The 21,739-nt window shown below is 66.7% G+C and carries 16 protein-coding genes; 8 read left to right on the forward strand and 8 right to left on the reverse strand.

What is annotated here, in order from left to right:
• The first annotated feature begins 123 nt into the window (after window positions 1–123).
• On the forward strand, window positions 124–3,336 hold the full coding sequence (locus tag ACFPO9_RS00390) for a hybrid sensor histidine kinase/response regulator (protein ID WP_379765372.1): 3,213 nt from the start codon (window positions 124–126) through the stop codon (window positions 3,334–3,336).
• 64 nt (window positions 3,337–3,400) lie between these two features.
• Here the strand turns inward: ACFPO9_RS00390 and ACFPO9_RS00395 are convergent, their stop codons facing one another.
• Genes ACFPO9_RS00395 through ACFPO9_RS00405 form a run of 3 tightly spaced genes read right to left on the reverse strand, consistent with a single transcriptional unit; the run spans window position 3,401 to window position 6,725 of the window.
• Window positions 3,401–4,417, reverse strand: coding sequence for an alpha/beta fold hydrolase (locus ACFPO9_RS00395; protein WP_379765375.1), 1,017 nt, complete (start codon window positions 4,415–4,417; stop codon window positions 3,401–3,403).
• On the reverse strand, window positions 4,414–5,223 hold the full coding sequence (locus ACFPO9_RS00400; RefSeq protein ID WP_379765378.1) for an SDR family NAD(P)-dependent oxidoreductase: 810 nt from the start codon (window positions 5,221–5,223) through the stop codon (window positions 4,414–4,416). Before ACFPO9_RS00400 ends, ACFPO9_RS00395 begins: the two co-directional genes overlap by 4 nt.
• Window positions 5,220–6,725: a flavin-containing monooxygenase gene (locus ACFPO9_RS00405; RefSeq protein WP_379765381.1), complete on the reverse strand. Its 1,506-nt coding sequence runs from the start codon at window positions 6,723–6,725 to the stop codon at window positions 5,220–5,222. Before ACFPO9_RS00405 ends, ACFPO9_RS00400 begins: the two co-directional genes overlap by 4 nt.
• Window positions 6,726–6,808: 83 nt before the next feature.
• Here ACFPO9_RS00405 and ACFPO9_RS00410 point away from each other — a divergent pair, with 83 nt between their 5' ends.
• Window positions 6,809–7,429, forward strand: a complete 621-nt coding sequence (locus tag ACFPO9_RS00410; RefSeq protein WP_379765384.1) for a TetR/AcrR family transcriptional regulator — start codon at window positions 6,809–6,811, stop codon at window positions 7,427–7,429.
• Between the two features lie 6 nt (window positions 7,430–7,435).
• Here ACFPO9_RS00410 and xth read toward each other — a convergent pair whose 3' ends face one another.
• The gene (gene xth / locus ACFPO9_RS00415) at window positions 7,436–8,212 is read right to left on the reverse strand and encodes an exodeoxyribonuclease III (protein ID WP_379765387.1); all 777 of its coding nucleotides are present in this window, start codon (window positions 8,210–8,212) and stop codon (window positions 7,436–7,438) included.
• A 210-nt stretch (window positions 8,213–8,422) separates the two neighbouring features.
• Between xth and ACFPO9_RS00420 the strand changes: the two genes are divergently transcribed.
• Window positions 8,423–10,834, forward strand: a complete 2,412-nt coding sequence (locus ACFPO9_RS00420) for a glycoside hydrolase family 31 protein (protein WP_379765390.1) — start codon at window positions 8,423–8,425, stop codon at window positions 10,832–10,834.
• Between the two features lie 123 nt (window positions 10,835–10,957).
• Window positions 10,958–12,175 (forward strand): hypothetical protein, encoded by a 1,218-nt coding sequence (locus tag ACFPO9_RS00425; protein ID WP_379765393.1) that lies wholly within the window; start codon window positions 10,958–10,960, stop codon window positions 12,173–12,175.
• Window positions 12,176–12,194: 19 nt separating this feature from the next.
• On the opposite strand, the gene ACFPO9_RS00430 is transcribed toward ACFPO9_RS00425, so the two are convergent.
• Complete coding sequence (locus ACFPO9_RS00430) at window positions 12,195–12,584, reverse strand: cupin domain-containing protein (protein WP_379765396.1); 390 nt, start codon at window positions 12,582–12,584, stop codon at window positions 12,195–12,197.
• Window positions 12,585–12,768: 184 nt separating this feature from the next.
• On the opposite strand from ACFPO9_RS00430, the gene ACFPO9_RS00435 reads away from it, so the two are divergent.
• The 3 genes from ACFPO9_RS00435 (at window position 12,769) to ACFPO9_RS00445 (ending at window position 16,478) form a co-directional block, all read left to right on the forward strand.
• The gene (locus ACFPO9_RS00435) at window positions 12,769–13,665 is read left to right on the forward strand and encodes a PLP-dependent cysteine synthase family protein (protein WP_379765399.1); all 897 of its coding nucleotides are present in this window, start codon (window positions 12,769–12,771) and stop codon (window positions 13,663–13,665) included.
• Window positions 13,666–13,734: 69 nt separating this feature from the next.
• Window positions 13,735–15,708, forward strand: a complete 1,974-nt coding sequence (locus tag ACFPO9_RS00440) for a CocE/NonD family hydrolase (RefSeq protein WP_379765402.1) — start codon at window positions 13,735–13,737, stop codon at window positions 15,706–15,708.
• Between the two features lie 101 nt (window positions 15,709–15,809).
• Window positions 15,810–16,478 carry a TonB family protein gene (locus ACFPO9_RS00445; RefSeq protein WP_379765404.1) on the forward strand — a complete coding sequence of 223 codons (669 nt, stop codon included), beginning with the start codon at window positions 15,810–15,812 and terminating at the stop codon, window positions 16,476–16,478.
• On the opposite strand, the gene ACFPO9_RS00450 is transcribed toward ACFPO9_RS00445, so the two are convergent.
• Together ACFPO9_RS00450 and ACFPO9_RS00455 are read right to left on the reverse strand one after the other, a co-directional pair.
• Window positions 16,459–16,992 carry a DUF6438 domain-containing protein gene (locus ACFPO9_RS00450; protein WP_379765407.1) on the reverse strand — a complete coding sequence of 178 codons (534 nt, stop codon included), beginning with the start codon at window positions 16,990–16,992 and terminating at the stop codon, window positions 16,459–16,461. The genes ACFPO9_RS00445 and ACFPO9_RS00450 overlap by 20 nt on opposite strands.
• Window positions 16,989–18,356: an amino acid permease gene (locus ACFPO9_RS00455; RefSeq protein ID WP_379765410.1), complete on the reverse strand. Its 1,368-nt coding sequence runs from the start codon at window positions 18,354–18,356 to the stop codon at window positions 16,989–16,991. The genes ACFPO9_RS00450 and ACFPO9_RS00455 overlap by 4 nt, the downstream gene beginning before the upstream one ends.
• A gap of 229 nt (window positions 18,357–18,585) precedes the next feature.
• Between ACFPO9_RS00455 and ACFPO9_RS00460 the strand changes: the two genes are divergently transcribed.
• Window positions 18,586–20,982, forward strand: coding sequence for a TonB-dependent receptor domain-containing protein (locus ACFPO9_RS00460; RefSeq protein ID WP_379765413.1), 2,397 nt, complete (start codon window positions 18,586–18,588; stop codon window positions 20,980–20,982).
• A gap of 3 nt (window positions 20,983–20,985) precedes the next feature.
• Here the strand turns inward: ACFPO9_RS00460 and ACFPO9_RS00465 are convergent, their stop codons facing one another.
• On the reverse strand, window positions 20,986–21,681 hold the full coding sequence (locus ACFPO9_RS00465) for an MBL fold metallo-hydrolase (protein ID WP_379765416.1): 696 nt from the start codon (window positions 21,679–21,681) through the stop codon (window positions 20,986–20,988).
• Window positions 21,682–21,739 lie beyond the last annotated feature (58 nt).

A 21,739-nucleotide genomic window follows, 5' to 3' on the forward strand; every position in this document is an offset into this window, starting at 1 on the left:
TGCGCCGCAGCGAAGCCGGGTCGGCTGCGGCAAGCGTGCGCGCCCGTCTCGAATCGTGTTTCCACGTATCTTCAAACCCTTTAAAATTGCGGGCTTCACAGGAATAGTAGGCATATTGACAACATGGCGATGCGCGACGCGGCCCCGGCAAGGACCTTTGGCAGTGACGGTGGAATCCTCGGCAAACTGATCGACGACCACGATTGGAGCGCCACCAGCCTCGGCCCCATCGGCAACTGGCCCGCCGCCATGCGCACCACCGTCGAACTGGTGCTGCGCTCGCCGGCGCCCATCGTTACCCTGTGGGGCCGTGAAGGCGTCATGATCTACAACGCCGGCTATGCGGCGATTGCCGCTTCGCGCCACCCGGCCATGCTCGGCCGGCCCGTGTGCGAAGCCTGGAATGAGGCCGCCGGTTTCAACGCCAACGTGCTGAAGGTGGTGCTGGACGGCGGCACGCTGTCCTACCGCGACATCGCGATGACACTGGAGCGCGATGGCAGGCCGGCCCAGTGCTGGTTCGACCTCGATTACTCGCCGGTAATCGGCGAGAACGGCGAAGCGCTCGGCGTGATGGCGGTGGTGGTCGAAAGCACCGCCAAGGTCAGGGCCGAGGCCGGGCTGGACGCCGAACACAGCCGCCTGCGCGCCATCTTCCAGCAGGCGCCGGGCTTCGTCGCCCAGCTCACCGGCCCGGAGCATGTGTTCGCGCTGGTGAACGCGGCCTACAGCACCCTGATCGGTGAACGTCCGGTGATCGGCCGGCCGGTGCGCCAGGCGCTGCCGGAGACGGTGCCGCAGGGCTTCGTCGATCAGCTGGACCGGGTCTACCGCAGCGGCGAGCCGTTTGCCGCCACCGCCGCGCCGCTGTGGCTGTCGGAGGGCGAATTCGAGCGCCGCCTGTACTACATCGACTTCGTCTACCAGCCGCTGCGCGGCGAGGACGGCAGCGTGACCGGCGTCTTCGTGCAGGGCCAGGACGTCACCGAGCGCGTGCTGGCGGAGCAGGCGCAGCGCGAGAGCGAGGCGCGCTTCCTCAGCTTTGCGCAGGCGATCCCGCACCACGTGTGGAGCGCCACCGCGGACGGCAAGAATGACTGGTTCAACGATTATGCCTATGCCTACAGCGGCCTGGGGTTCGAGGATTTGAAAGGCATCGCGTGGACCGCGATCGTGCACCCGGACGACCTGCCGCAGGTCACCACGCGCTGGGCGACCGCGGTGGCCTCCGGCGCCACCTATGAAGCGGAGATGCGCCTGCGCGCGCATGACGGCGCCTGGCGCTGGCACCTGTGCCGCGCGGTGGCGCTGCGCGGCGGCGACGGCGAGGTGAGCGCCTGGGTCGGCACGAATACCGATATCGAAGACCGCAAGCAAAGCGAGCAGCGGCTCGAGCACCTGAACGCCAGCCTCGAACAGGCGGTGGCGCAGCGCACGGCGGAGCGCGACCGCATGTGGCGGCTGTCGAAGGACATCATGCTGGTGGCGGGTTTCAACGGCAGGATCGAGGCGGTCAGCCCGGCTTTCGCGTCGCTGCTGGGCTGGAGCGAGGCCGACGTGGTCGGCCGCAACGTGCTCGACCTGGTGCACCCGGACGACCATGGCGCCACCGCGGCGCAAATGGATTCTCTGGGCAGCGGCCACTACGTCTACAAGTTCGAGAACCGCTACCGCCGCAAGGACGGCAGCTGGTGCCTGCTGTCCTGGTCGGCCGCGCCGGACGCCGCCTTCATCCACGCGATCGGGCGCGACATCACGGCCGACCGCGAACAGGCCGAGCAGATCCGCCGCACCGAGCTGGCGCTGCAGCAGTCGCAGAAGATGGAGACCATCGGCAAACTGACCGGCGGCGTGGCCCACGACTTCAACAACCTGCTGCAGATCATCTCGGGCAACCTGCAGCTGCTCGAGGTGCATTGCGAGGGCCTCGAGGTCCAGCGCTGGATAGTCAATGCCCGCTCGGCGGTCGAGAAGGGCGCCAAGCTGGCCAGCTACCTGCTGGCCTTCGGCCGCCGCCAGCCGCTGGAGCCGCGCGTGGTGAAAATCAGCCGCGTCGTGATGGGCATGGAAGACATGCTGCGCCGCTCGCTGGGCGAAGAGGTCGAGGTTGAACTGGTGATCTCGGGCGGCCTGTGGAACACAGCCGTCGACGTCGCCCAGGTCGAGAATGCGGTGCTGAACCTGGCGATCAATGCGCGCGACGCGATGGCCGGCGCGGGCCGGCTTACGATCGAGGCCCACAACGCAGTGCTGGACGACCTGTACTGCCGCAACCACGCCGAAGTCGCGCCCGGCCAGTACGTGATGATCGGCGTGACCGACACCGGCGCCGGCATGTCCCCCGAGGTGCTGCGCCAGGCCTTCGAACCCTTTTTCTCGACCAAGGAGGAAGGGAAAGGCACGGGCCTGGGACTGTCGATGGTGTACGGCTTCGTCAAGCAGTCCGGCGGGCACGTGAAGATCTACAGCGAGCCGGGGCAGGGCACGACCGTCAAGATCTACCTGCCGCGCACCCTGGCGGCCGAGGATGCGCTGGCGCCGGTGGCCGAGCTCGCGCCGCCGGTGGGCGGCACCGAGACCATCCTGGTGGCCGAGGACGACGAAGCGGTGCGCGCCACGGTGGTCGAGATGCTGACCGAGCTCGGTTACCGCGTGCTGAAGGCGGCGGATGCGGCCAGCGCGCTGGCGGTAGTGGAATCCGGCGTGCCCATCGATGTGCTGTTCACCGACGTCGTCATGCCCGGCACGCTACGCAGCCCGGAGCTGGCGCGCATGGCGCGCGAGCGCCTGCCCGGTCTGGCGGTGCTGTTCACCTCGGGCTATACCGAGAACGCGATCGTGCACGGCGGCCGCCTCGACCCCGGCGTCGAACTGCTGGGCAAACCCTACACGCGCGAAAGCCTGGCGCGCCGTATCCGCCAGGTGCTGGCCAACCAGCGCAGCCGGACGCCGGGCGAGCCGCCGGTGCTGTATCCGCGCGCGGACGACCGGTCGGAAGCGCCATCGCTGCGGATCGTGCTGGTGGAAGACGAGGAAGAAATCCGCGACGCCACCGAGGCCCTGCTGGTCCACCTCGGCCACGAAGTGTGCTCGGCCGGGACCGCGGAGGAGGCGCTCGGACTGGTCTCCAGCGAGTCCGACCTGCTGATCACCGACGTCCAGCTGCCGGGCATGTCAGGCGACATGCTGGCCGCCGAGGCGCGCGTGCTGGCGCCCGGGATCCGGATCGTGTTCGCGACCGGCAAGGGGGAAGTGAACAACTGGCCGGATGCGCTGGTGTTGCGCAAGCCTTATGATTTGAGCGGTCTGGCGGCGGTGTTGGGGAGTGTGGCCTAATCCCGTCGTTCCCGCGAAGGCGGGAGAGTGCCCCCCGGCACTCTCCCCCCAAGTTCTGCACGCGTTACGTTAGCTCGCCCAACTTGGATTCCCGCCTGCGCGGGAACGACGCGTCGTGAGCTAGCCCCTGCAAAGCAGTCTCGATAAACGCCACCGTCTTCTCCACCTGCGTCACCGGCAGCATATGCCCGCCCTCGACCAGCTCGAGCCGCGCCCCCGGCACCTTGTCCACCAGCGCCTGGCCATTTGCCTGCCAGTCCAGGATCCGGTCATCCTTCCCGTACAACACGCTCACCGGCACGCGCAGTTCGCCATAGCGCGCCTGCACCAGCGGCAGGCACGCCGGCAAGGCCTGCAGGTCGGCAGACGCCGACAGGAAAGCCGAAGGACGCAGGCTCAGCAAGCCGCCGCCCCTGGTCGCGAAATCCTTCGGCACCGCTTCCGGCCCGAACACCATCTCCAGGGTCGCGGCGCTTTTCTTGATCGAGGCCGGAATTGCCAGCGTCCAGGCGAGCAGCTTGCGCACGAAAGGCGACTGGATGGTCAGTCCGGCAAACGCCGGCGGCACATCCTCGCGCAGGTGCGTGAGCGGCGCCAGCAGGCCCAGGCCGGCCACCTGCCGCGGATGTTCGAGGGCCAGGGTCAGCGCGATCGCGCCGCCCAGCGAGTGGCCGACCACGAAGGCAGGGCCCAGGCCGAGGGTGCGGAGCAGGGCCGCGATCGCGGCGGCTTGCGTGGACAGGTCGGCGGCGGTCTCCGGGGCGCGGGTCGAGTAGCCCGAGCCGGGGCGGTCGACCACGACCACGCGATGGCGCGCGGACAGCTTGCCGGCCACGCCATAGGTGTAGTGCGAGAGCTGGCCGGCCAGGCCGTGGATCATCACGATGGCCGGGCGCTCGGCGTCGGCCTCGCCGAACTCGCGGATATGCAGGCGCGCGCCCGGCACGTCGATGAAGCGCCCCTTTGCCGGGAGCGCGCTCTCGACCTTGCGCGCGGTCCAGGCGGTGAACAGGGCAAGGATGGCGACGAACAGCAGGACGAAGCCAAGGAGGAAACCAATCACGGTCAGGACAATGTTCATCGCTTCATCGCTTTCTTGAGGAGGTTCCAGTAGCCGACGGGTGCCAGGCGTTCCAGCAGGGCGGCGGCCTTGGCGTCGCTGCCGACCAGGATGCGGGCCTGGCGCTTCTCGATGCCGCGCACGATGATCTCGCCGGCCTGTTCGGGCGGCATGCGCAGCATCTTCTGCATGGCCTTGCGGCCGCGCGCGATCTCGTCGCCGTGCGCGCCGGTCGGCACGCGGGCATTCGTCGCGATCGAGGTGGCGACGCCGCCCGGATGCACCACCGAGACCCCGACCGTGCTGCCTTCGAGCTCGAGGCGCAGCGCGTTCGAAAAGCCGCGCACCGCGAACTTGCTGGCCGAGTAGGCGGCTTGGCCCGGCGGCGTGATGATGCCGAAGATGCTGGAGACGTTGACGATGCGCGCGTCGTCCGAGCCGTGCAGCAGCGGCAGGAAGGCGCGGGTCATGCGCACGACGCCGTGGAAGTTGATCTCCATCAGCCAGTCGAAGTCGTCCGCGCCGACCTGTTCGAAGGTGCCGCCCACGGCCACGCCGGCATTGTTCATCAGGATGTCGACCCGCTCGTGCGCCTGCCTGACTTCCTGCGGGAAGGCGGCGACGGCGGCGCGATCGGCCACGTCGAGCCGGTGGGCGGTGGCGCGCACGCCCAAGGCCTGGGCCGTTTGCGCGGTCGCCTGGGCGCCGGCTTCGTTGATGTCGGCCAGCGCCAGGTGGCAGCCGCGGCGGGCCATGGCGAGGGCGGTGGCGCGGCCGATGCCGCTGCCGGCGCCGGTGATGACGGCAACCCGGTTACTGAGCTTCAAGGCATGGCTCCTTCTTGTTTGGCTTCGGCGGCGCCGAAGTGCATGACGCCGTCGGCGATGCGGCCGTAGCGGATGGTGATCATGTCCTGCAAGTAGTTCTGGTAGACCTGCCAGGGCTTGCGCGAACCCTGCTGCGGCAGCTCTCCCTTCGCCCGCTGCACATAGCCGGAAGTGAAGTTGAGGAAGGGCTGGGGCTCGACTCCGGCCTCGCGGCGCGGCACGGCGATGGCGACGCCCTTGCGGTCCATGTAGCGCAGCAGCCGGCACACATAGGCCGCGGTGAGGTCGGCCTTCAGGGTCCAGGAGGCGTTGGTATAGCCGAAGGTCATCACGCAGTTCGGCAGCTCGCTCAGCATCATGCCCTTGTACGACATCGCCTCGCAGGCGTGGAAAGGCTTGCCGTCGACGGTGATGGCGATCCCGCCCAGGATCCTGATCTTCAGCCCGGTGGCCAGCACCACCACGTCGGCCGCCAGTTCCTTGCCCGACTTGAGCAGCACGCCGGTCTCGGTGAAGCGTTCGATATGGTCGGTCACGACCGATGCCCAGCCCTTGCGGATGGCCTTGAACATGTCGCCGTCCGGCACCACGCAGATGCGCTGGTCCCAGGGTTTGTAGTCGGGCGTGAAATGGGTGCCGACGTCGAAGTCCTTGCCCAGCTGGTGCCGCGCCATCTCGATGATCTTCTGCTTTGCCAGCGCCGGCTTGCTGCGCGCCACGCGGTACAGCAGCATGCTCTCGAAGATCACGCGCCAGCGCGTGGCCCGGTAGGCGGCCTTTTCCGGCAGCCAGCTGCGGAACCTGCGCGCGAAGCCGTACTCGGACGGGCGCGTGACGACATAGGTAGGGGAGCGCTGCAGCATGGTGACGTGGGCGGCCTTCTCGGCCATCGCCGGCACCAGGGTCACGGCGGTGGCGCCGCTGCCGACCACCACCACCTGCTTGCGCCGGTAGTCGAGGTCCTGCGGCCAGAACTGCGGCTGCACGATCTTGCCCAGGTACCCGTCCTCGCCCTCGAAGCGCGGGCGGTAGGCTTCCTCGTAGCTGTAATAGCCGCTGCACATGTACAGGAAACGGGTGCGGATCGTGACCGGGGCGCCGTCATGCTCGGCTTGCACGGTCCAACAGGCATCCTCGCTCGACCAGGCGGCGCCCGTCACCTTGTGCCCGAAGCGGATGTGGCGGTCGATGCCGTTGTGGCGCGCGGTGTCCTGGATGTAGTCGCGGATAGCGGGGCCGTCGGCGATGGCCTTGCCGGCGGTCCAGGGCTGGAAGGCGTAGCCCAGGGTGTACATGTCGGAGTCGGAACGCACGCCGGGATAGCGGAACAGGTCCCAGGTGCCGCCGATGGCCTCGCGCGCCTCGAGGATGGCGTAGCGCTTGTCCGGGCAGCGCCGCTGAAGGTACCAGGCAGCGCCGATGCCGGACAGGCCGGCGCCGACGATCAATACGTCCAGAGGTGGGTCCAGATGCGCGTCTTGCCGCTTCGAAGAGGAATGCATGTTGTCTCTTTGTTCTGGTTCTTTATAGTGACACTCTACATTGTCACATTTGTTCTGACAACATTCCGTGGCAAAATAGAAGGATGTCTCGAGAAACCCCACCAGCGCGTCCCTATCGGGGCGTGTCGCAGGACGAACGCCGCGCCCAGCGGCGCAGCCAGTTGATCGCAGCCGCCATCCAGGTGTATGGCGAGCGCGGCTATCGGCAGGCCACCGTCAAGGCGGTATGCGAAGCGGCCGGCCTGACGGAACGCTACTTTTACGAATCCTTCGCCAACAGCGAGGACCTGCTGATCGCGTCCTACAACGCGGTGACCTACGCCGTGTTCGGCGAAATCCGCGCGTCCGGCGTGGCGCCGGGCGCCACCCGCGCGGAACGGGCGCGCGCGATGCTGCGCGCCTACTTCTCGGCGCTACAGCGCGATCCGCGCTCGGCGCGCGTGTTCCTGGTCGAGATCCGGGGCGTCAGCCGCGCCGTCGACAAGGCCTTCGACGCCTCCCTGCGCGCGATCGGCGAAGAAGTCGCGCGCATCGCCGGGCCGGAAGCCGGCGTCGCCGATCCGCTGCTGCAGGCCGGCGTGGTGGGCGGCGTGATCCACATCGCGCTGCGCTGGATCGAGGATGGCTACACGCCGGACATCGACAGCGTGACCGGCAGCGCGATGCGGCTGGTGATGGTGGAGGGCAGGCCGGCGCTGGCTTAGGCCGGTTCAGGGCCAGTCGAGGTCGACCCAGGTCGGCACATGGTCGCTCGGCTTCTCGCGGCCGCGTACTTCGTGGTCGACCCCCGCCGCCTTCAGCTTCGGCGCCAGCGATGGGCTGAGCAGCAGGTGGTCGATGCGCAGGCCGGCGTTGCGTCCGTAGGCGTCACGCATGTAGTCGAAGAAGGTGTAGATGACCTGGTCGGGGTGGGTCGCGCGCAGCGCGTCCAGCCAGCCCTGGTCGACCAGCTTGCGCCAGGCGGCGCGGGTCTCGGGACGGAACAGGGCGTCGGCGAGCCAGCGTTCGGGCTTGTAGACATCGAGCTCGGTCGGCATCACGTTGTAGTCGCCGCAGATGACCACCGGGGCGCCGGTATCGATCAGTTCCTGGGCGCGCTTGTGCAGGCGATCGAACCAGCGCAGCTTGTAGTCGAACTTGGGGCCGGGCGCCGGGTTGCCGTTCGGGAGATACAGGCAGCACACCAGGATGCCGTTCACGGCGGCCTCGATGTAGCGGCTCTGCTCGTCCTCCGGGTCGCCGGGCAGGCCGCGCCCGACTTCCTGGGGCTCGGCGTCGCGCGCCAGGATCGCGACGCCGTTCCAGCTTTTCTGGCCGTGCCAGATCGGGTGGTAGCCGGCGGCGCGGATTTCCATTTCGGGGAATTTTTCCTGCGGCGCCTTCAGCTCCTGCAGGCAGGCGACGTCCGGCTGCGTCTCTTCCAGCCATTGGAGCAGGGCAGGCAGGCGGCTGTTGATGCCGTTGACGTTGAAGGTGGCGATGCGCATGAAAGCTCCCGATGTCGATTTGGCAGTATTGTGGCAGAGTCAAGCCGCCCTTGCCGCACCTTGAGCGCGGCAGTAGTCAAACTACGGATCAACCAGGTATGCGAAACGACGCTCGCCGCTCGCCGGCCTGATTTCTGCTGTAAATTTACTACCTCATCCATGTAAATTCTGGCATGCTCTCGGAAGAACCATGACCATCATCCCGAGACCATGAAACACACCCGCCTCAAGGCCGCCCTGGCCGCCGCCTTCGCTACCCTGGCCGCCAGCCCGCTGGCCCACGCCCAGAACGCCGACCGCCATTTCATCGGCGTCAGGAACGCCGGCAATGGCATCGAGATCGCCACCAGCGACGGCCGCTACCTGATCAAGCCCTACGCACCGAACATCGTCGAGACCAGCTTCATCCCGTCCGCGGACGAGGGCAAGCCGCAGGCGCCGTCGCACGCGGTGGTCCTGCAAGCCGGCCAGGTGGCGGCCAAGGTCCAGGAAGACGCAAGCCGCATCGTGCTGTCCACCGAAGGCATCACGGTCACGGTCGAGAAGTCGCCCTTCCGCATCGGCTACAGCTACAAAGGCATGCCGCTGGTGGCCGAGAAGCGCGGCTACACGCATGCCGACAAGCTCGAGGAAATCGAATTCGCGGTCGAGGGCAACGAAGCCCTGTACGGCGCCGGTTCGCGCGCGGTCGGCATGAACCGCCGCGGCTACCGCTTCCCGTTGTATAACAAGGCGTCCTATGGTTTCGGCGCGCACGCCGAGCAGATGGGCTACGGGATTCCGATGGCGCTGTCCTCGAAGCGCTACGCGATCCACTTCGACAATCCGCAGGCCGGCTACCTCGACCTCGACAGCCGCAAGGACGGCACGCTGCGCTTCGAGGCCATCGGCGGGCCGAAGACCTACCAGGTCGTCGCCGGCGACGACTGGGCCCAGATCATGGACGGCTACACCCGCCTGACGGGGCGCCAGCCGCTGCCGCCGCGCTGGGCCTTCGGTAACTTCGCCAGCCGCTTCGGCTATCACACCGAGCTTGAAACGCGCGCGGTGGTGGACAAGTTCATCGCCGACGGCATCCCGCTGGACGCCGTCGTGCTCGACCTCTACTGGTTCGGCAAGACCGTCAAGGGCACGATGGGCAACCTGGCCTGGGACCGCGACAGCTTCCCGCATGCCGAGCAGATGATGGCGGACTTCAGGCAGAAGGGCGTGCAGACGGTGGTGATCACCGAGCCCTTCATCCTGACGACTTCCAGCCGCTGGAACGAAGCGGCGCGGAAGCAGGTCCTGGCGACCGGCCCGGACGGCAAACCCTTCACCTACGATTTCTATTTCGGGAACACTGGCCTGGTCGATGTCTTCAAGCCGGAAGCGCGCGACTGGTTCTGGAACATCTACAAGGACTTGAAGGCGGGCGGCGTGGCCGGCTGGTGGGGCGACCTCGGCGAGCCGGAGATGCACCCGAGCGCGGCCCGGCATGTGCTGGGGACCGCCGACCAGGTGCACAACATCTACGGCCACGAATGGGCGCGCATGATCCACGACGGCTATGCGCGCGACTATCCGGCGGAGCGTCCCTTCATCCTGATGCGCTCGGGGTATTCGGGTTCGCAGCGCTTCGGCATGATCCCCTGGTCCGGCGACGTCAGCCGCGGCTGGGGCGGGCTGCAATCGCAGATGGAGATCTCGCTGCAGATGGGGATGCAGGGCCAGGCCTGGATGCATTCCGACCTCGGCGGCTTTGCCGGTCCGGTGCTGGACGACGAGCTGTACGTGCGCTGGTTGCAGTACGGCGTGTTCCAGCCGGTGTTCCGCCCGCATGCGCAGGAAGACGTGGCGCCGGAACCCGTGTTCCGCGAGCCGAAGACGAAGGCCCTGGCGCGCGAGGCGGTGCGCCTGCGCTATGCCATGCTGCCGTATAACTACACGATCGCCTTCGAGAACAGCCGCAGCGGCATGCCGATGATGCGTCCGATGCTGTTCGAGGAGCAGGACGAGGAAGGCGCGGCAGGCATCTCGTCGACTTATCTGTGGGGGCCGAGCTTCCTGGTGGCGCCGGTGGTGGAGCCGGGCGCGACCCGCAAGGAGATCCACTTCCCGACCAAGGGTTCGGTCTGGTTCGACTTCTACGACGACCAGCCGCACCGCGGCGGCATCACCGAAATCGTCACGCCGGTTGCCGGCCACATCCCGACCTATGTGCGCGCCGGCGCCTTCGTGCCGATGGCGAAGGTGGTGCAGAGCACCCGCGACTACGACAGCCGCGCCCTCGACCTGCACTACTGGCACGATGACGGCGTAGCGGCCTCAAGCGGCCAGTTGTACGACGACGACGGCATGACCCCGAACGCCTTCGAGGCCGGAAAGTACGAGCTGGTCCGCTTCAGCAGCCGCTTCGAGGCCGGCAAGCTCCAGATCGGCCTGGCGCCGGAAGCCGGGGCCGCCTATGCCGCGTCGTCGCACAGCTTTGCCCTGAAGGTGCACAACGTCGCGCGCAAGCCACGCGCGGTGCAGGCCGGCGGCAAGGCTTTGGCCTACCGCTGGCACGCTGGTAAGCGCCTGCTGGAAGTCGACTTGCCGGCCCTGCGCCAGAGTGCGATGACGGTGTCGGTGAGCCTGTAAGTGCTTGTTTTTACTGTTGAGTTTTATCGCTGAGCAGTAAGCCGGACGCGTTCAGGCGCGCTCCGGCAAGGTGGGCGATCCGGTAGACTGGGAGTCCGGAACGCAGAAGCGACGCGATCGCCCATGAAGACCCAACTGCTACAGGATTTCAACGACAGCCGGGCGGACCATGCCGGGCCGCCGCGGCCAGGCGCCGGCGCGCGGACTGAACCGCCTGCCGCGCCGCCTGCGACTGCTGCATCCGCCGCGCCTGCGGAGCTCGAGGCAACAGTTGTACCGGCCGAGGCCCTGCCACCGGCACCGGCTGCGCCTGCCAAGGCCGCGGCGTCGCCATCCGCATCGACCACGCCGCCACCCGCATCGACCACGCCGCCGCCACCGGCGACGTCCGTCTCCAGGCCCGTCGCGCGGCCGCGTCCGGCCGTGTGGCAGCGTCCGCAGCAGCAAGCGGATGCCGACGCGACGGTGAAATTCCCGCCGCCCATGATGCCTGCGTCACCGCCGCTCGAGTCGCCGCTCGAGTCGCCGCCGGTGCAAGCACAGGCACAGGTACAGGTCCCCGACGGCGCCCAGGCCACCACGCCGCTACCCGGCCGGGCCCGCGGCTTTGCGCCTCAGCCGACGGCTTCCGGCCTCACGCCGCCATTGTCGGACACCACCGTGCGCGAATGGCCGCAAGGCGCGCCCGCGGGCGGCGGCGATCCCGACTGGCTCACGGAACGCCTGGCGCGCGACGTGGCCGTGCACGACAGTGGCGAATGGAACGGCCGGTGGAAGACCCGGCTCCTGAGCTGGGGCGCGGCCGGCGTGCTGCTGGCGCTGGTGGCCGGCGGCGGCTTCTGGCTGTACGAGCAGAGCCGGGTGGAAGGTGCGCTGGTGGTGGTGGCGAATACGAACCCGTCGCCGGAGGCCAATGTGCCGGGGACCGGCCGGGCAGCCGAAGCGCCGCCGGCGCCGAAGAGCGCCGCGGCCGCCAACGCCGATAATTCGGCCGCGATCCTGGCGCCGGTGTCGGCGCTGCCGCCCTCGGCGCTGCCCGCCGCAAGGCCTGCCGGGCCGGGCGCCATCGATACCTCGCCCTTCAGCATCACCGACCGCACCGTGAAGCCAGTCGCCCTCGGCGACGAGCCCGCGGTACCGCCGAAGCGCCCGCGCAGCAAGGAACGCAAGCAGGCCAGGCCGCAGCAGGAAGCCCGGGCCCGCGTCCAGGACACCGAACCCTCGGCCCGCCAGCGCCGCGAAGAAACCCTGCTGCAATGCCGCGCCCACGGCTACGACGAACGCCAGTGCCTCCGGCGCGGCTGCGAAATGACCCGCTACGGCTTCGCCTGCCGGGGCTGAAGCCGCAACGGCGCCGCGATCATTCCTCGTGGTGGTGCTTCTCGTACTCGTCGGCTTCGGCCTTGGTCGCGTGAACGATGCCGTCCGGGTGCTCCGGCGGCGTGTACAGCGTGTACAGGCGCATCGGTTCGGACTGCGACTTGTTGATCACATTGTGCTCGGTACCGGCCGGGATCACCACGGCCACGCCGTCTTCCAGCTGGTGCTCTTCGCCGTCGAGGATGGCGACGCCGGTGCCGGCTTCGACGCGGATGAACTGGTCGTGGCCGGTGTGGTGCTCCATGCCGATCTCTTCGCCCGGCTGCAGGGTCATGATGACCAGCTGGCTGCGCTGAGTCGTGTAGAGGACTTCGCGGAAGTTGTTTCCTGCGAGGGTTTTTTGTTCGATGTTGATGCTGTAACCGGACATGCTTTTCTCCTGTCGTGGGGGGGATTGGCCTGATAAAGATTGTATAAGACGCGGCGAATCGCTGCAGACAGCGGTGCAGCTGAAGCATGCCCGAACCTCTCTTTGCACGATTGCCAATCGCGCGCCGGTAACAATCTGCGCGTGCTAATGTTTCCTTGTGGCAATCATTCAAGGACGGACAAGCGTGCAATCCCAAGTCAAAGCATCGGTGATGGAAGCGATCGGCGAAACGCCGGTCGTCAGGTTAAGCCGGATCTTCCCGGCCGCGAACGTGGCCGCCAAACTGGAGTACATGAACCCCGGCGGCAGCATCAAGGACCGCATGGTGCGGCACATGCTGCGCGGGATGCCGTCCGGGACCGCGCACGTGGTCGAGAGCTCGTCCGGGAATACCGGCGCGGCGCTTGCGATGGCCAGCGCCGTGATGGGCCTGCGCTGCGACGTCACCGTGCCCGACACCACCAGCAGCGAGAAGGTCAAGCGTATCGGCGCCTACGGGGCATCGGTCCACCTGTGCGCGCCGGACGATTACCACGCCGCCGCCGAGCGCCTGGCCGGCGAGCATGACGCCCACTACCTGGACCAGTACTGCACGCCGCTGAACCGCGAGGCCCATTACCGCGACACCGGCCCGGAGCTGTGGCGCCAGCTGGCCGGCGAGGTCGACGTCTTCGTCTGCGGCGTCGGTTCGGGCGGCACCATTTCCGGCATCGGGCGCTACCTGAAGGAGCAGAACAAAAGCGTGCGGGTGATCGGCGTCGAACCCCTGAATTCCGCCTACCGCAAGCTGGTGACCGACCGACCCGCCGACGGCAGCTTCAAGAGCGCGATCGAAGGCGTGGGCAAGCGTCAGCCCTCGTCCAGCTTCGATCCGGCCGTGGTCGACGACGTGGTGCAGGTGAAGGACGAGGATGCGCTGGACTGGTGCCGGCGCCTGGCGCAGAAGGAGGGCATCCTGGCGGGCGGCTCCAGCGGCTGCGTGGTGGCCGGGATCGCGCAGCTTCTGCCCAGGCTGCAGGGCTTGCGGGTGGCGACCGTGTTCCCGGATTCCGGCGTCTATTACCTGTCGAAGTATTTTTGACTGGCAGTCATAAATCTTCGACCTTATACTCGTGGTTTTGTCATTCCGCCAAGGACCACCAGGAGCCCTATGAACCGCCGCCGCCTCTCGATCATCGCGCTGTCGCTGTCCCTCGCATTTGCCGCCGGCGCCCATGCCGGCACCACGGCCGCCGCCGCAGCCGAGTCGGCAGCCGACGCGCCGGCGCCGCAGCGCGACCTGCGTGCGCTCTACACCAAGTACGAGTACCGCATCCCCATGCGCGACGGGACGAAGCTGTTTACGGTGGTCTACGTGCCGAAGGATGGGGCCAAGAGCTATCCCTTCCTGCTGAACCGCACGCCCTACAGCTCGGGCGTCTACGCCGACGGCGAACTGCGCTACGGCGAGGACTGGTTCCCGGCCTCGATCGGCCCATCGAAGGAGTTCGAGGACGCCGGCTACATCTTCGTCAAGCAGGACGTGCGCGGCCGCTATATGTCCGAGGGCAAATGGGTCGAAATGACGCCGCACGCGCTGCCCAAGCGCGCGACGGGCGAGGGCCAGGAAAGCCAGGACATGTACGACACCATGGAATGGCTGCTCAAGCACGTCCCCAACAACAACGGCAAGGCCGGCATCTACGGCATCAGCTACCCGGGCTTCTACGCCGCCGCCAGCATCATCGATTCGCACCCGTCCATCAAGGCGGCCTCGCCGCAGGCGCCGGTGACGGACCTGTACATGGGCGACGACTCCTACCACGGCGGCGCGTTCATGCTGGCGGCGAACTTCGGCTTCTACGCCAACTTCGTCGAGCAGAAGAACCCGACCACCGGCCCGAAGAACCGCGAACGCTTCGACTACGGCGCGGCCGACGCCTACGACTTCTTCCTGAAGCACCAGAGCATGCCGAACATCCTCGGTACCCTGACCGACGGCCAGCGCGCCTACCTGGCGCCGACCATCGAGCACGACACCTACGACCAGTTCTGGCAGACCCGCGACATCTCGCGCCACATGAAGAACGTCAAGGCCGCCGTGCTGACGGTGGGCGGCTGGTTCGATGCCGAAGACCCGCAAGGTCCCTTCACGACCTACCAGGCGGTCAAGAAGTACAACCCGGGCACCTTCAGCGGCCTGGTGATGGGGCCGTGGGTGCACGGCGGCTGGGCGCGTTACGATGGCGCGCAGCTGGGCCACGTGCGCTTCGACAGCAAGACCGGCGAGTACTTCCGCAGCCAGCTCCAGTTCCCCTTCTTCGAGCAGCACCTGAAGGGCGTGAAGCCGAACAAGCCGATCGCCGAGGTCACCGCCTTCGAGACCGGCTCCAATGTCTGGCGCCAGTACACGGCCTGGCCGCCGGTGCAGGCGAAAGCGCGCACGCTGTACTTCGGCGCCGGCGGCAAGCTGTCCTGGACCCAGCCGGCCGGCGCCGCCGCGCAGTCCGATTATGACGAGTACGTGTCGGACCCGAAGAAGCCGGTGCCCTACATCGGCTATGCCTCGACCCAGGTGCCGCAGGAGTACATGGTGTCCGACCAGCGCTTCGCCGCCACCCGCCCGGACGTGCTGGTCTACCAGTCGGACGTGCTGGAAGAGGACGTGACGGTGGCCGGCCCGGTCACGCCCAAGCTGTTCGTCTCGACCACCGGCACCGATGCCGACTGGGTGGTGAAGCTGATCGACGTCTATCCGTCCGAGTACCCGGCCGGCGAACGCGGCGCCCGCGGCAAGGACGTCGGCACGCCAGAGACCAGCCTGGCCGGCTTCCAGCAGCTGGTGCGCGGCAATCCGCTGCGCGGCAAGTTCCGCAACAGCTTCGAGAAGCCCGAGCCTTTCGTGCCGGGCAAAATCGAGGCGATCAGCTACCACCTCGGCGACGTCAACCACACCTTCCGCCGCGGCCACCGCATCATGGTGCAGGTGCAGAGCTCCTGGTTCCCGCTGATCGATTTGAATCCGCAGACCTTCACCTCGATTCCGAAGGCCAGGCCGGAGGACTTCAAGGCGGCGACACAGCGGGTTTATCATGCGGCGCAGACGGCTTCCGGGGTGCAGTTGATGGTGATGCCGGGGCATTGAGCGGCGCCCGCCTACTTGAGGTGTGGGCAGCCTCAAAGTTTGTGGCGATGATGGCAATACTTTATGATTGCCATTTCGACCACTCGAGCAGTGAGCGCCCCATGAAGCGGACCATATCGACTTTCGTTCTTGCCGCGGCCCTGTATTTCGCGAGCGGCCTTGCCCTTGCCGAGGAAGCGCAGTACAAGTTACCGACGATCGACTTCAAGCAATGCGGCTTCCCCGCCTATCCGAGTTCGGCCTTGAGGAACAGCGAGGAAGGCGTGGTCTTCGTTGGCCTTCAGGTGGATGAAAACGGCGCCGTGCTCGATTCGAAGATCCTGCTCTCCAGCGGGTCGGCCGCCCTTGACCAGGCTGCGCGGCAGGTCTTCCACAAATGCCGCCATATGCCTGGCATTGTGAATGGTCAGGCCGTGACCATGTGGATGACTGTGCAGTATCTGTGGACGATCGATCCGTCGAGCGGAAAGACGCTCGCGAAGCTCAAGCAGGCTGCTCTCGAAGGCAACGCGCAAGCGCGTTATGTCCTCAGTACGATCATCGAATCGCGGGCCAAGACCGACGAAGAGCGGGCGGCAGGCCTGAAGCTGGTGCCCCTCGCGGCAGAGGCTGGGGAGCCCATGGCGCAGGTCTCGCTGGCGCGAAGGTACGAAAGCGGAAAGCAGCTTCCGCGCGATCTGGACGAAGCGCGCCGCTGGTATGACAGGGCCGCAGCACAGGGCAACGTCATCGCGATCGATCACCTGCGCTTCATCGGGGAAGCAAAGTGAGCGCGCGAATGTTGGCCAGGAAATCGATGGTATTCGCCAGCCAGTCCACGGCCTCGGTGGGGACGGCAGGGCCGCTACAGCCCTGATAGAGCATCACCGTCTTTGTCTTCCCGCCCTTGGTGACGCTGATCGTCACGGAGGGATTGTCGGTGTACATGGTGGTACATCCATCCTCGGCGGACAGGTAGCTGGCCTTCCACGACGCGAAACCGGACCGCTCCAGCACCGCCGACATCAGGGCGACGTCGCCTGGGCTGAGCCGGACTTCGCGCACGCCCTTCGCCTTCACGAATTCTTTGCCGGTGAAGCTGCCGGATCCGTCCCTGGCGATGTCCAGCTGGTACACCGGACACTCGCCGAAGCATGCGGTTCGCTCGAGATGGATGGCGTCGAATCCCTGTATGGCCTTCGTGTCCTTCGTGTCCTTCGCGGCTGGCGGCGCATCGGGATGCCGCGCGCAGCCCGATACCGTCAGCGCAAGCATGGCAAGGCTGGCGATGGCCGCTTGCTTCACGATGCGCTGCTCGCGACGAGCTTCCTGCGTTCGCTCATGCGATAGCCGATCCCCAGCACCAACAGCCACACCGGAATCAGCCACACCGACATACGCATCTCCGGCGTCAAGAACATAATCACCAAAATCCCCGCCAAAAACGCCAGGCAAAGCCAGTTCGTTACCGGATAGAAAGGGCTGCCAAACACCGGCTTGAAACCCTGCACCGCCTTCGCCTGCCGGAAGCGCAAATGACTCCAGCTGATCATCGCCCAGTTGATCATCATCCCCGCCACGGCCAGCCCCATCAGCATCCCGAGCGCCTTGCCCGGCATGGCAAAATTCACCGCCACGCAAATCACGGTAGCAACAGCGGACACCCCCAAGGACACCAGCGGCACCCCACGCTCATTCACCTTCAGCAGCGCACGCGGCGCATGGCCCTGCGTCGCCAGGCCATACAGCATGCGGCTGTTCGAATACACGCAGCTGTTATAGACCGACACCGCGGCCGTCAGCACCACCAGGTTCAGCACGTGCGCGACCACGCCCGCATCCAGCGCCTTGAAGATCAGGACGAAGGGGCTGGCGCCGGGCTTGATCTGGTCCCAGGGATACAGCGACAGCAGCACCGCGAGCGAACCGACATAGAACACCAGGATCCGCCACAGCGCCTGGTTGGTCGCCTTCGGAATCGACTTGGACGGGTCGTCCGCCTCGGCAGCGGTAATCCCGATGACTTCCAGCCCGCCAAACGAGAACATCAGCACCGCCATCGACATCACCAGGCCCGAGACGCCATGGGCGAAGAAGCCGCCGTGCTGCCACAGGTTGGCCACGCCGGCCTGCGGGCCGGCGCCGCCGGAGAACAGCAGGAAGATGCCGTAGATGATCATGGCGACGATGGCGACCACCTTGATCACGGCGAACCAGAATTCGGTCTCGCCGAAGGCACGCACATTGAACATGCTGATCGCGTTGGCGAACACGAAGCAGCCGAGCGCCGAGACCCAGGTCGGTATCTCCGGGAACCAGTACTGGACGTAGATGCCGACCGCGGACAATTCCGCCATGCTGACCAGGACGTAGAGCACCCAGTAATTCCAGCCGGTCAGGAAGCCGGCGAAGCGGCCGCAGTATTTATCCGCGAAATGACTGAACGAGCCGGCCACCGGTTCGTCGACCATCATTTCGCTCAGTTGGCGCATGATCAGGAAGGCGACCAGGCCGGCCACCGCGTAGCCCAGCAGGATCGAGGGGCCGGCCATCCTGACCGTCTCGGCGACCCCGAGGAAGAGGCCGGTGCCGATCGCGCCGCCAAGGGCGATCAGCTGGATGTGCCGGCTCTTGAGGCCGCGCTTGAGGTGATTTTCGTGGAGCGCCATCGGTACCCGCCTTGAAGATATTGCTTTAAAGACAGCAATAATAATCCATGCATGGCGCGCGGGGGAGAATATCAGTTCGTCGGTGGCGTTTCCGGGGTGTATTGACGTGTGCAAAGAATTGTAAGGACCGGCAACTTTCGCTGTTGTTCAGGTATCCTTCAGCCTTCGTTCGCCCGGCATCGTGCCCGGTCGGCGACCCCGAGACACGTTCGACGCCCATAACAATCAAATGAACCACTCCCCACGCAAGCGCACCGGTGGCGCCTCCCGGCGCCGGCGCGCGCATTATCTGGCCATTGGCCTGGCCCTGTGCGACCTGGCCGCGCTGCAGCCGGCGATGGCGCAGGCCGACCAAAACACGACGGCCGCCAGTCCGGCGCCCGCCACCACCCCTGCATCGGCCAGTACCGCCACTTCGGGCCAGGCCGGCACCGGCAACAAGATCCAGTCCGTGAGCGTGGTCGGCGAGCGCCAGACCAACCGTATCGACCGCCAGGTCTACGACCCCAAGACCGACGTCAGCACCTCGAACGACAGCGCCGCCGATGCGCTGGCCAAGGTGCCCTCGGTCGGCGTCGATCCGGACGGCACCATCTCGCTGCGCGGGAATACCAATGTCCAGATCCTGGTGGACGGCAAGCCGTCGGCCATGCTGCAAGGCGAGGGCCGCGGCTCGATGCTGCAGGCCATGCCGGCCGAGGACATCGATTCCATCGAGGTGATCAACAACCCGGGCGCCGAATTCGGCAACGAGGGCGGCGGCGGGCCGATCCTGAACCTGGTCATGAAGCGTTCGCGCCGTCCGGGCGGCCAGGGTGTGGTCAATGCCAACTACGGCAGCGCCGGGCGCTACAACTCGGCGCTGAACGGCGGCTACAACAGCGGGCGCTGGGGCATTCAGGGCCGCGTGTTCGTCCGCCACGATGGCAAGGACCAGGTCAGCGAAAGCGACCGCGACCGCATCGATCCGCGTACCGGCGTCGACCAGCACACGCACACAGTCGGTTCGAGGACCGGTCTGAACGACATGGCGGGCTTCGCCGGCCAGGTGACCTATAACCTCGGCCAGGACGATACGCTCGAGGCCAGCCTCGGCTACCAGAAGCGCGACACCGATAACCTCAACCAGAACCGCTACACGACCGCGAACAACGGCCTGCCGTACAGCGATTACCTCCGCACCGCCAAAGGCAGTGGCGACAACACCGGTTCCAACTGGGGCGCGCGCTGGGACCACAAGGGCGAGAAGATCGGCGAGCTGTTCCGCATGGACCTGCGCGTGTCGAACAGCGATACCGACAGCGAATCGCGCTCGGTGAACGATTATTTCCTGTCGCCGCCGCGCTCGCCGGATCCGCGCTTTCCGTTCTCGGGCGTCGATTCGACCAGCCAGCAATACGGCGCGACCAAGGTCAGGATCGTCGATTACACGGGCGACTACGAAAGGCCGCTCGACAGCGGCGCCATCGTCAAGCTCGGCTACAAGATCATCGACACCGACAGCCAGTTCGACAACCGCTACTTCGACCTCGATCCGCTCACCGTGGCGGAAATCGCCAACCTGCGGCTCACGAATGCCTTCGAAGTCGACGAGCGCGACGCGGCGCTCTACGGCTCCTACCAGTGGAAGGTGAACGAGCGCTGGGGCGCGCTGCTCGGCCTGCGCACCGAGTACACGCACATGGACCTGGACCAGATCACGGCCGGCACCAGTGTCACGAACAGCTACATGAACTGGATTCCGAGCGCGTTCGCGACCTACAAGCTGAACGAGACGACCAATCTGCGCTTCGCCTACGCGCACCGGATCCGCCGCGCCACCGGGCAGCAGCTGAATCCATTCCTGGTCTACCAGGACGAGCTGAACGAATCCAGCGGTAATCCGAAGCTGAAGCCGGTGCAGACCGACTCCTTCGAGATCGGCTACGAGACCAAGGCGGGCCAACTGAACGCCAACGTCCGCGCCTACTACCGCGCCGACCGCGACATGATCCGCAGCCGCCAGGTGCCGGTCAGCGATACGGTGCTGCTGACGACGCTGGAGAACGGCGGCAGCAACCGCGCCGGCGGCCTGGAGTTTACCTTGAACGGCAAGCTCACGCCCAAGCTGACGATCACGACCAGCGGCAACCTGGCCTTCACCGAGCAGCAGCAGATCGACATCACCGGCGCCGAGTACAAGCGTTCCGCGACCTCGCTGACCGCGCGCGGCCGCGTCCAGTACCAGCTCACGCCGGAAGACGTGGTGCAAGTGATGGTGAATGCCCAGGGCAAGACGCTCGCGGGCAGCGGATACCGCGAGCCGATGTCGACCCTGAACCTCAGCTACAAGCGTTCGCTGACACCGACCCTGAGCCTGGTGTTCAATGTAAGCGACGTGTTCCGCTCGCAGAAGATGGAGACGATCACCGATACGCAGTACCTGAAGCAGCACACGATCACCCGTTACGCGGGGCGCACGGCGTTCATCGGCCTGGCTTACCGCTTCGGCGGCTTCCAGGGCGGTGCGCAGCGCCAGCGCGGCGAGGGACGTGAAGGCGGCTTCCGTGGCGGTCCGCCAGGCGGCCCAGGCGGTCCGGGCGGATTCGGCGGCGGCGGTCCGGGCGGCGGCGGCCCGGGTATGTAATCCTTAAACGCTGTGCGGCAAACCGAGGTTGCGGTTGGCCGGCACGGCAACGTCGATCAGCTTCGGGCGCGGCAGATTCAGCTGCCCCATCAGCACGACGAAATCGGCGAGCGAACGGTTCGCCAGGCGCGCGTTGTGCTGCTTTTCCCAGCCGATGGTCGACACCGATTGCCCCTTGTAGTCGTGGCCCGGCCAGATCCGGGTTGCATCGGGCAGGGCGAACAGCTTGCGCGTCACGCTGTCGTACAGCGCCGCCGCGCTGCCGCCCTGGAAATCGGTGCGGCCGCAGCCGTCGATCAGCAGGGTGTCGCCGGTGAACACATTCCCCCTCCAGACGTAGCACATGCTGCCCGCCGTGTGGCCGGGCGTGTGCAGCACTGCTATCGTTTCTTCCTTGCCGAAGCGGATGACATCGCCGTCGCATAGTTGCAGCTCGGCGGGCGGGATGCCGCAGCCGCTCGGCACCGCGGCCTTGGCGCCGGTCAGCGCGCGCAGGCGGCCGGCCGAGGTCACGTGGTCGGCGTGGGCATGGGTCTCGAGGATGTAGACCAGGCGCAGGCCGAGCCGCTCGATGTGCGCGAGGTCGCGCTCCCAGTGCTCGTCGACCGGGTCGATGATCGCTGCTTCATCGTCGTTCGGGCCGGCGATGATGTAGGTGAAGGTCGAGGAGACGGGGTCGAAGAGCTGGATGGGATTCATGCCGGTGTCTATACAGGTTGCTTGATGGCGCAGTGTGCCATGGCCGGATTGCAAGGGC

Source organism: Massilia aerilata, assembly GCF_042656905.1.
Lineage (GTDB): Bacteria > Pseudomonadota > Gammaproteobacteria > Burkholderiales > Burkholderiaceae_D > Telluria > Telluria aerilata.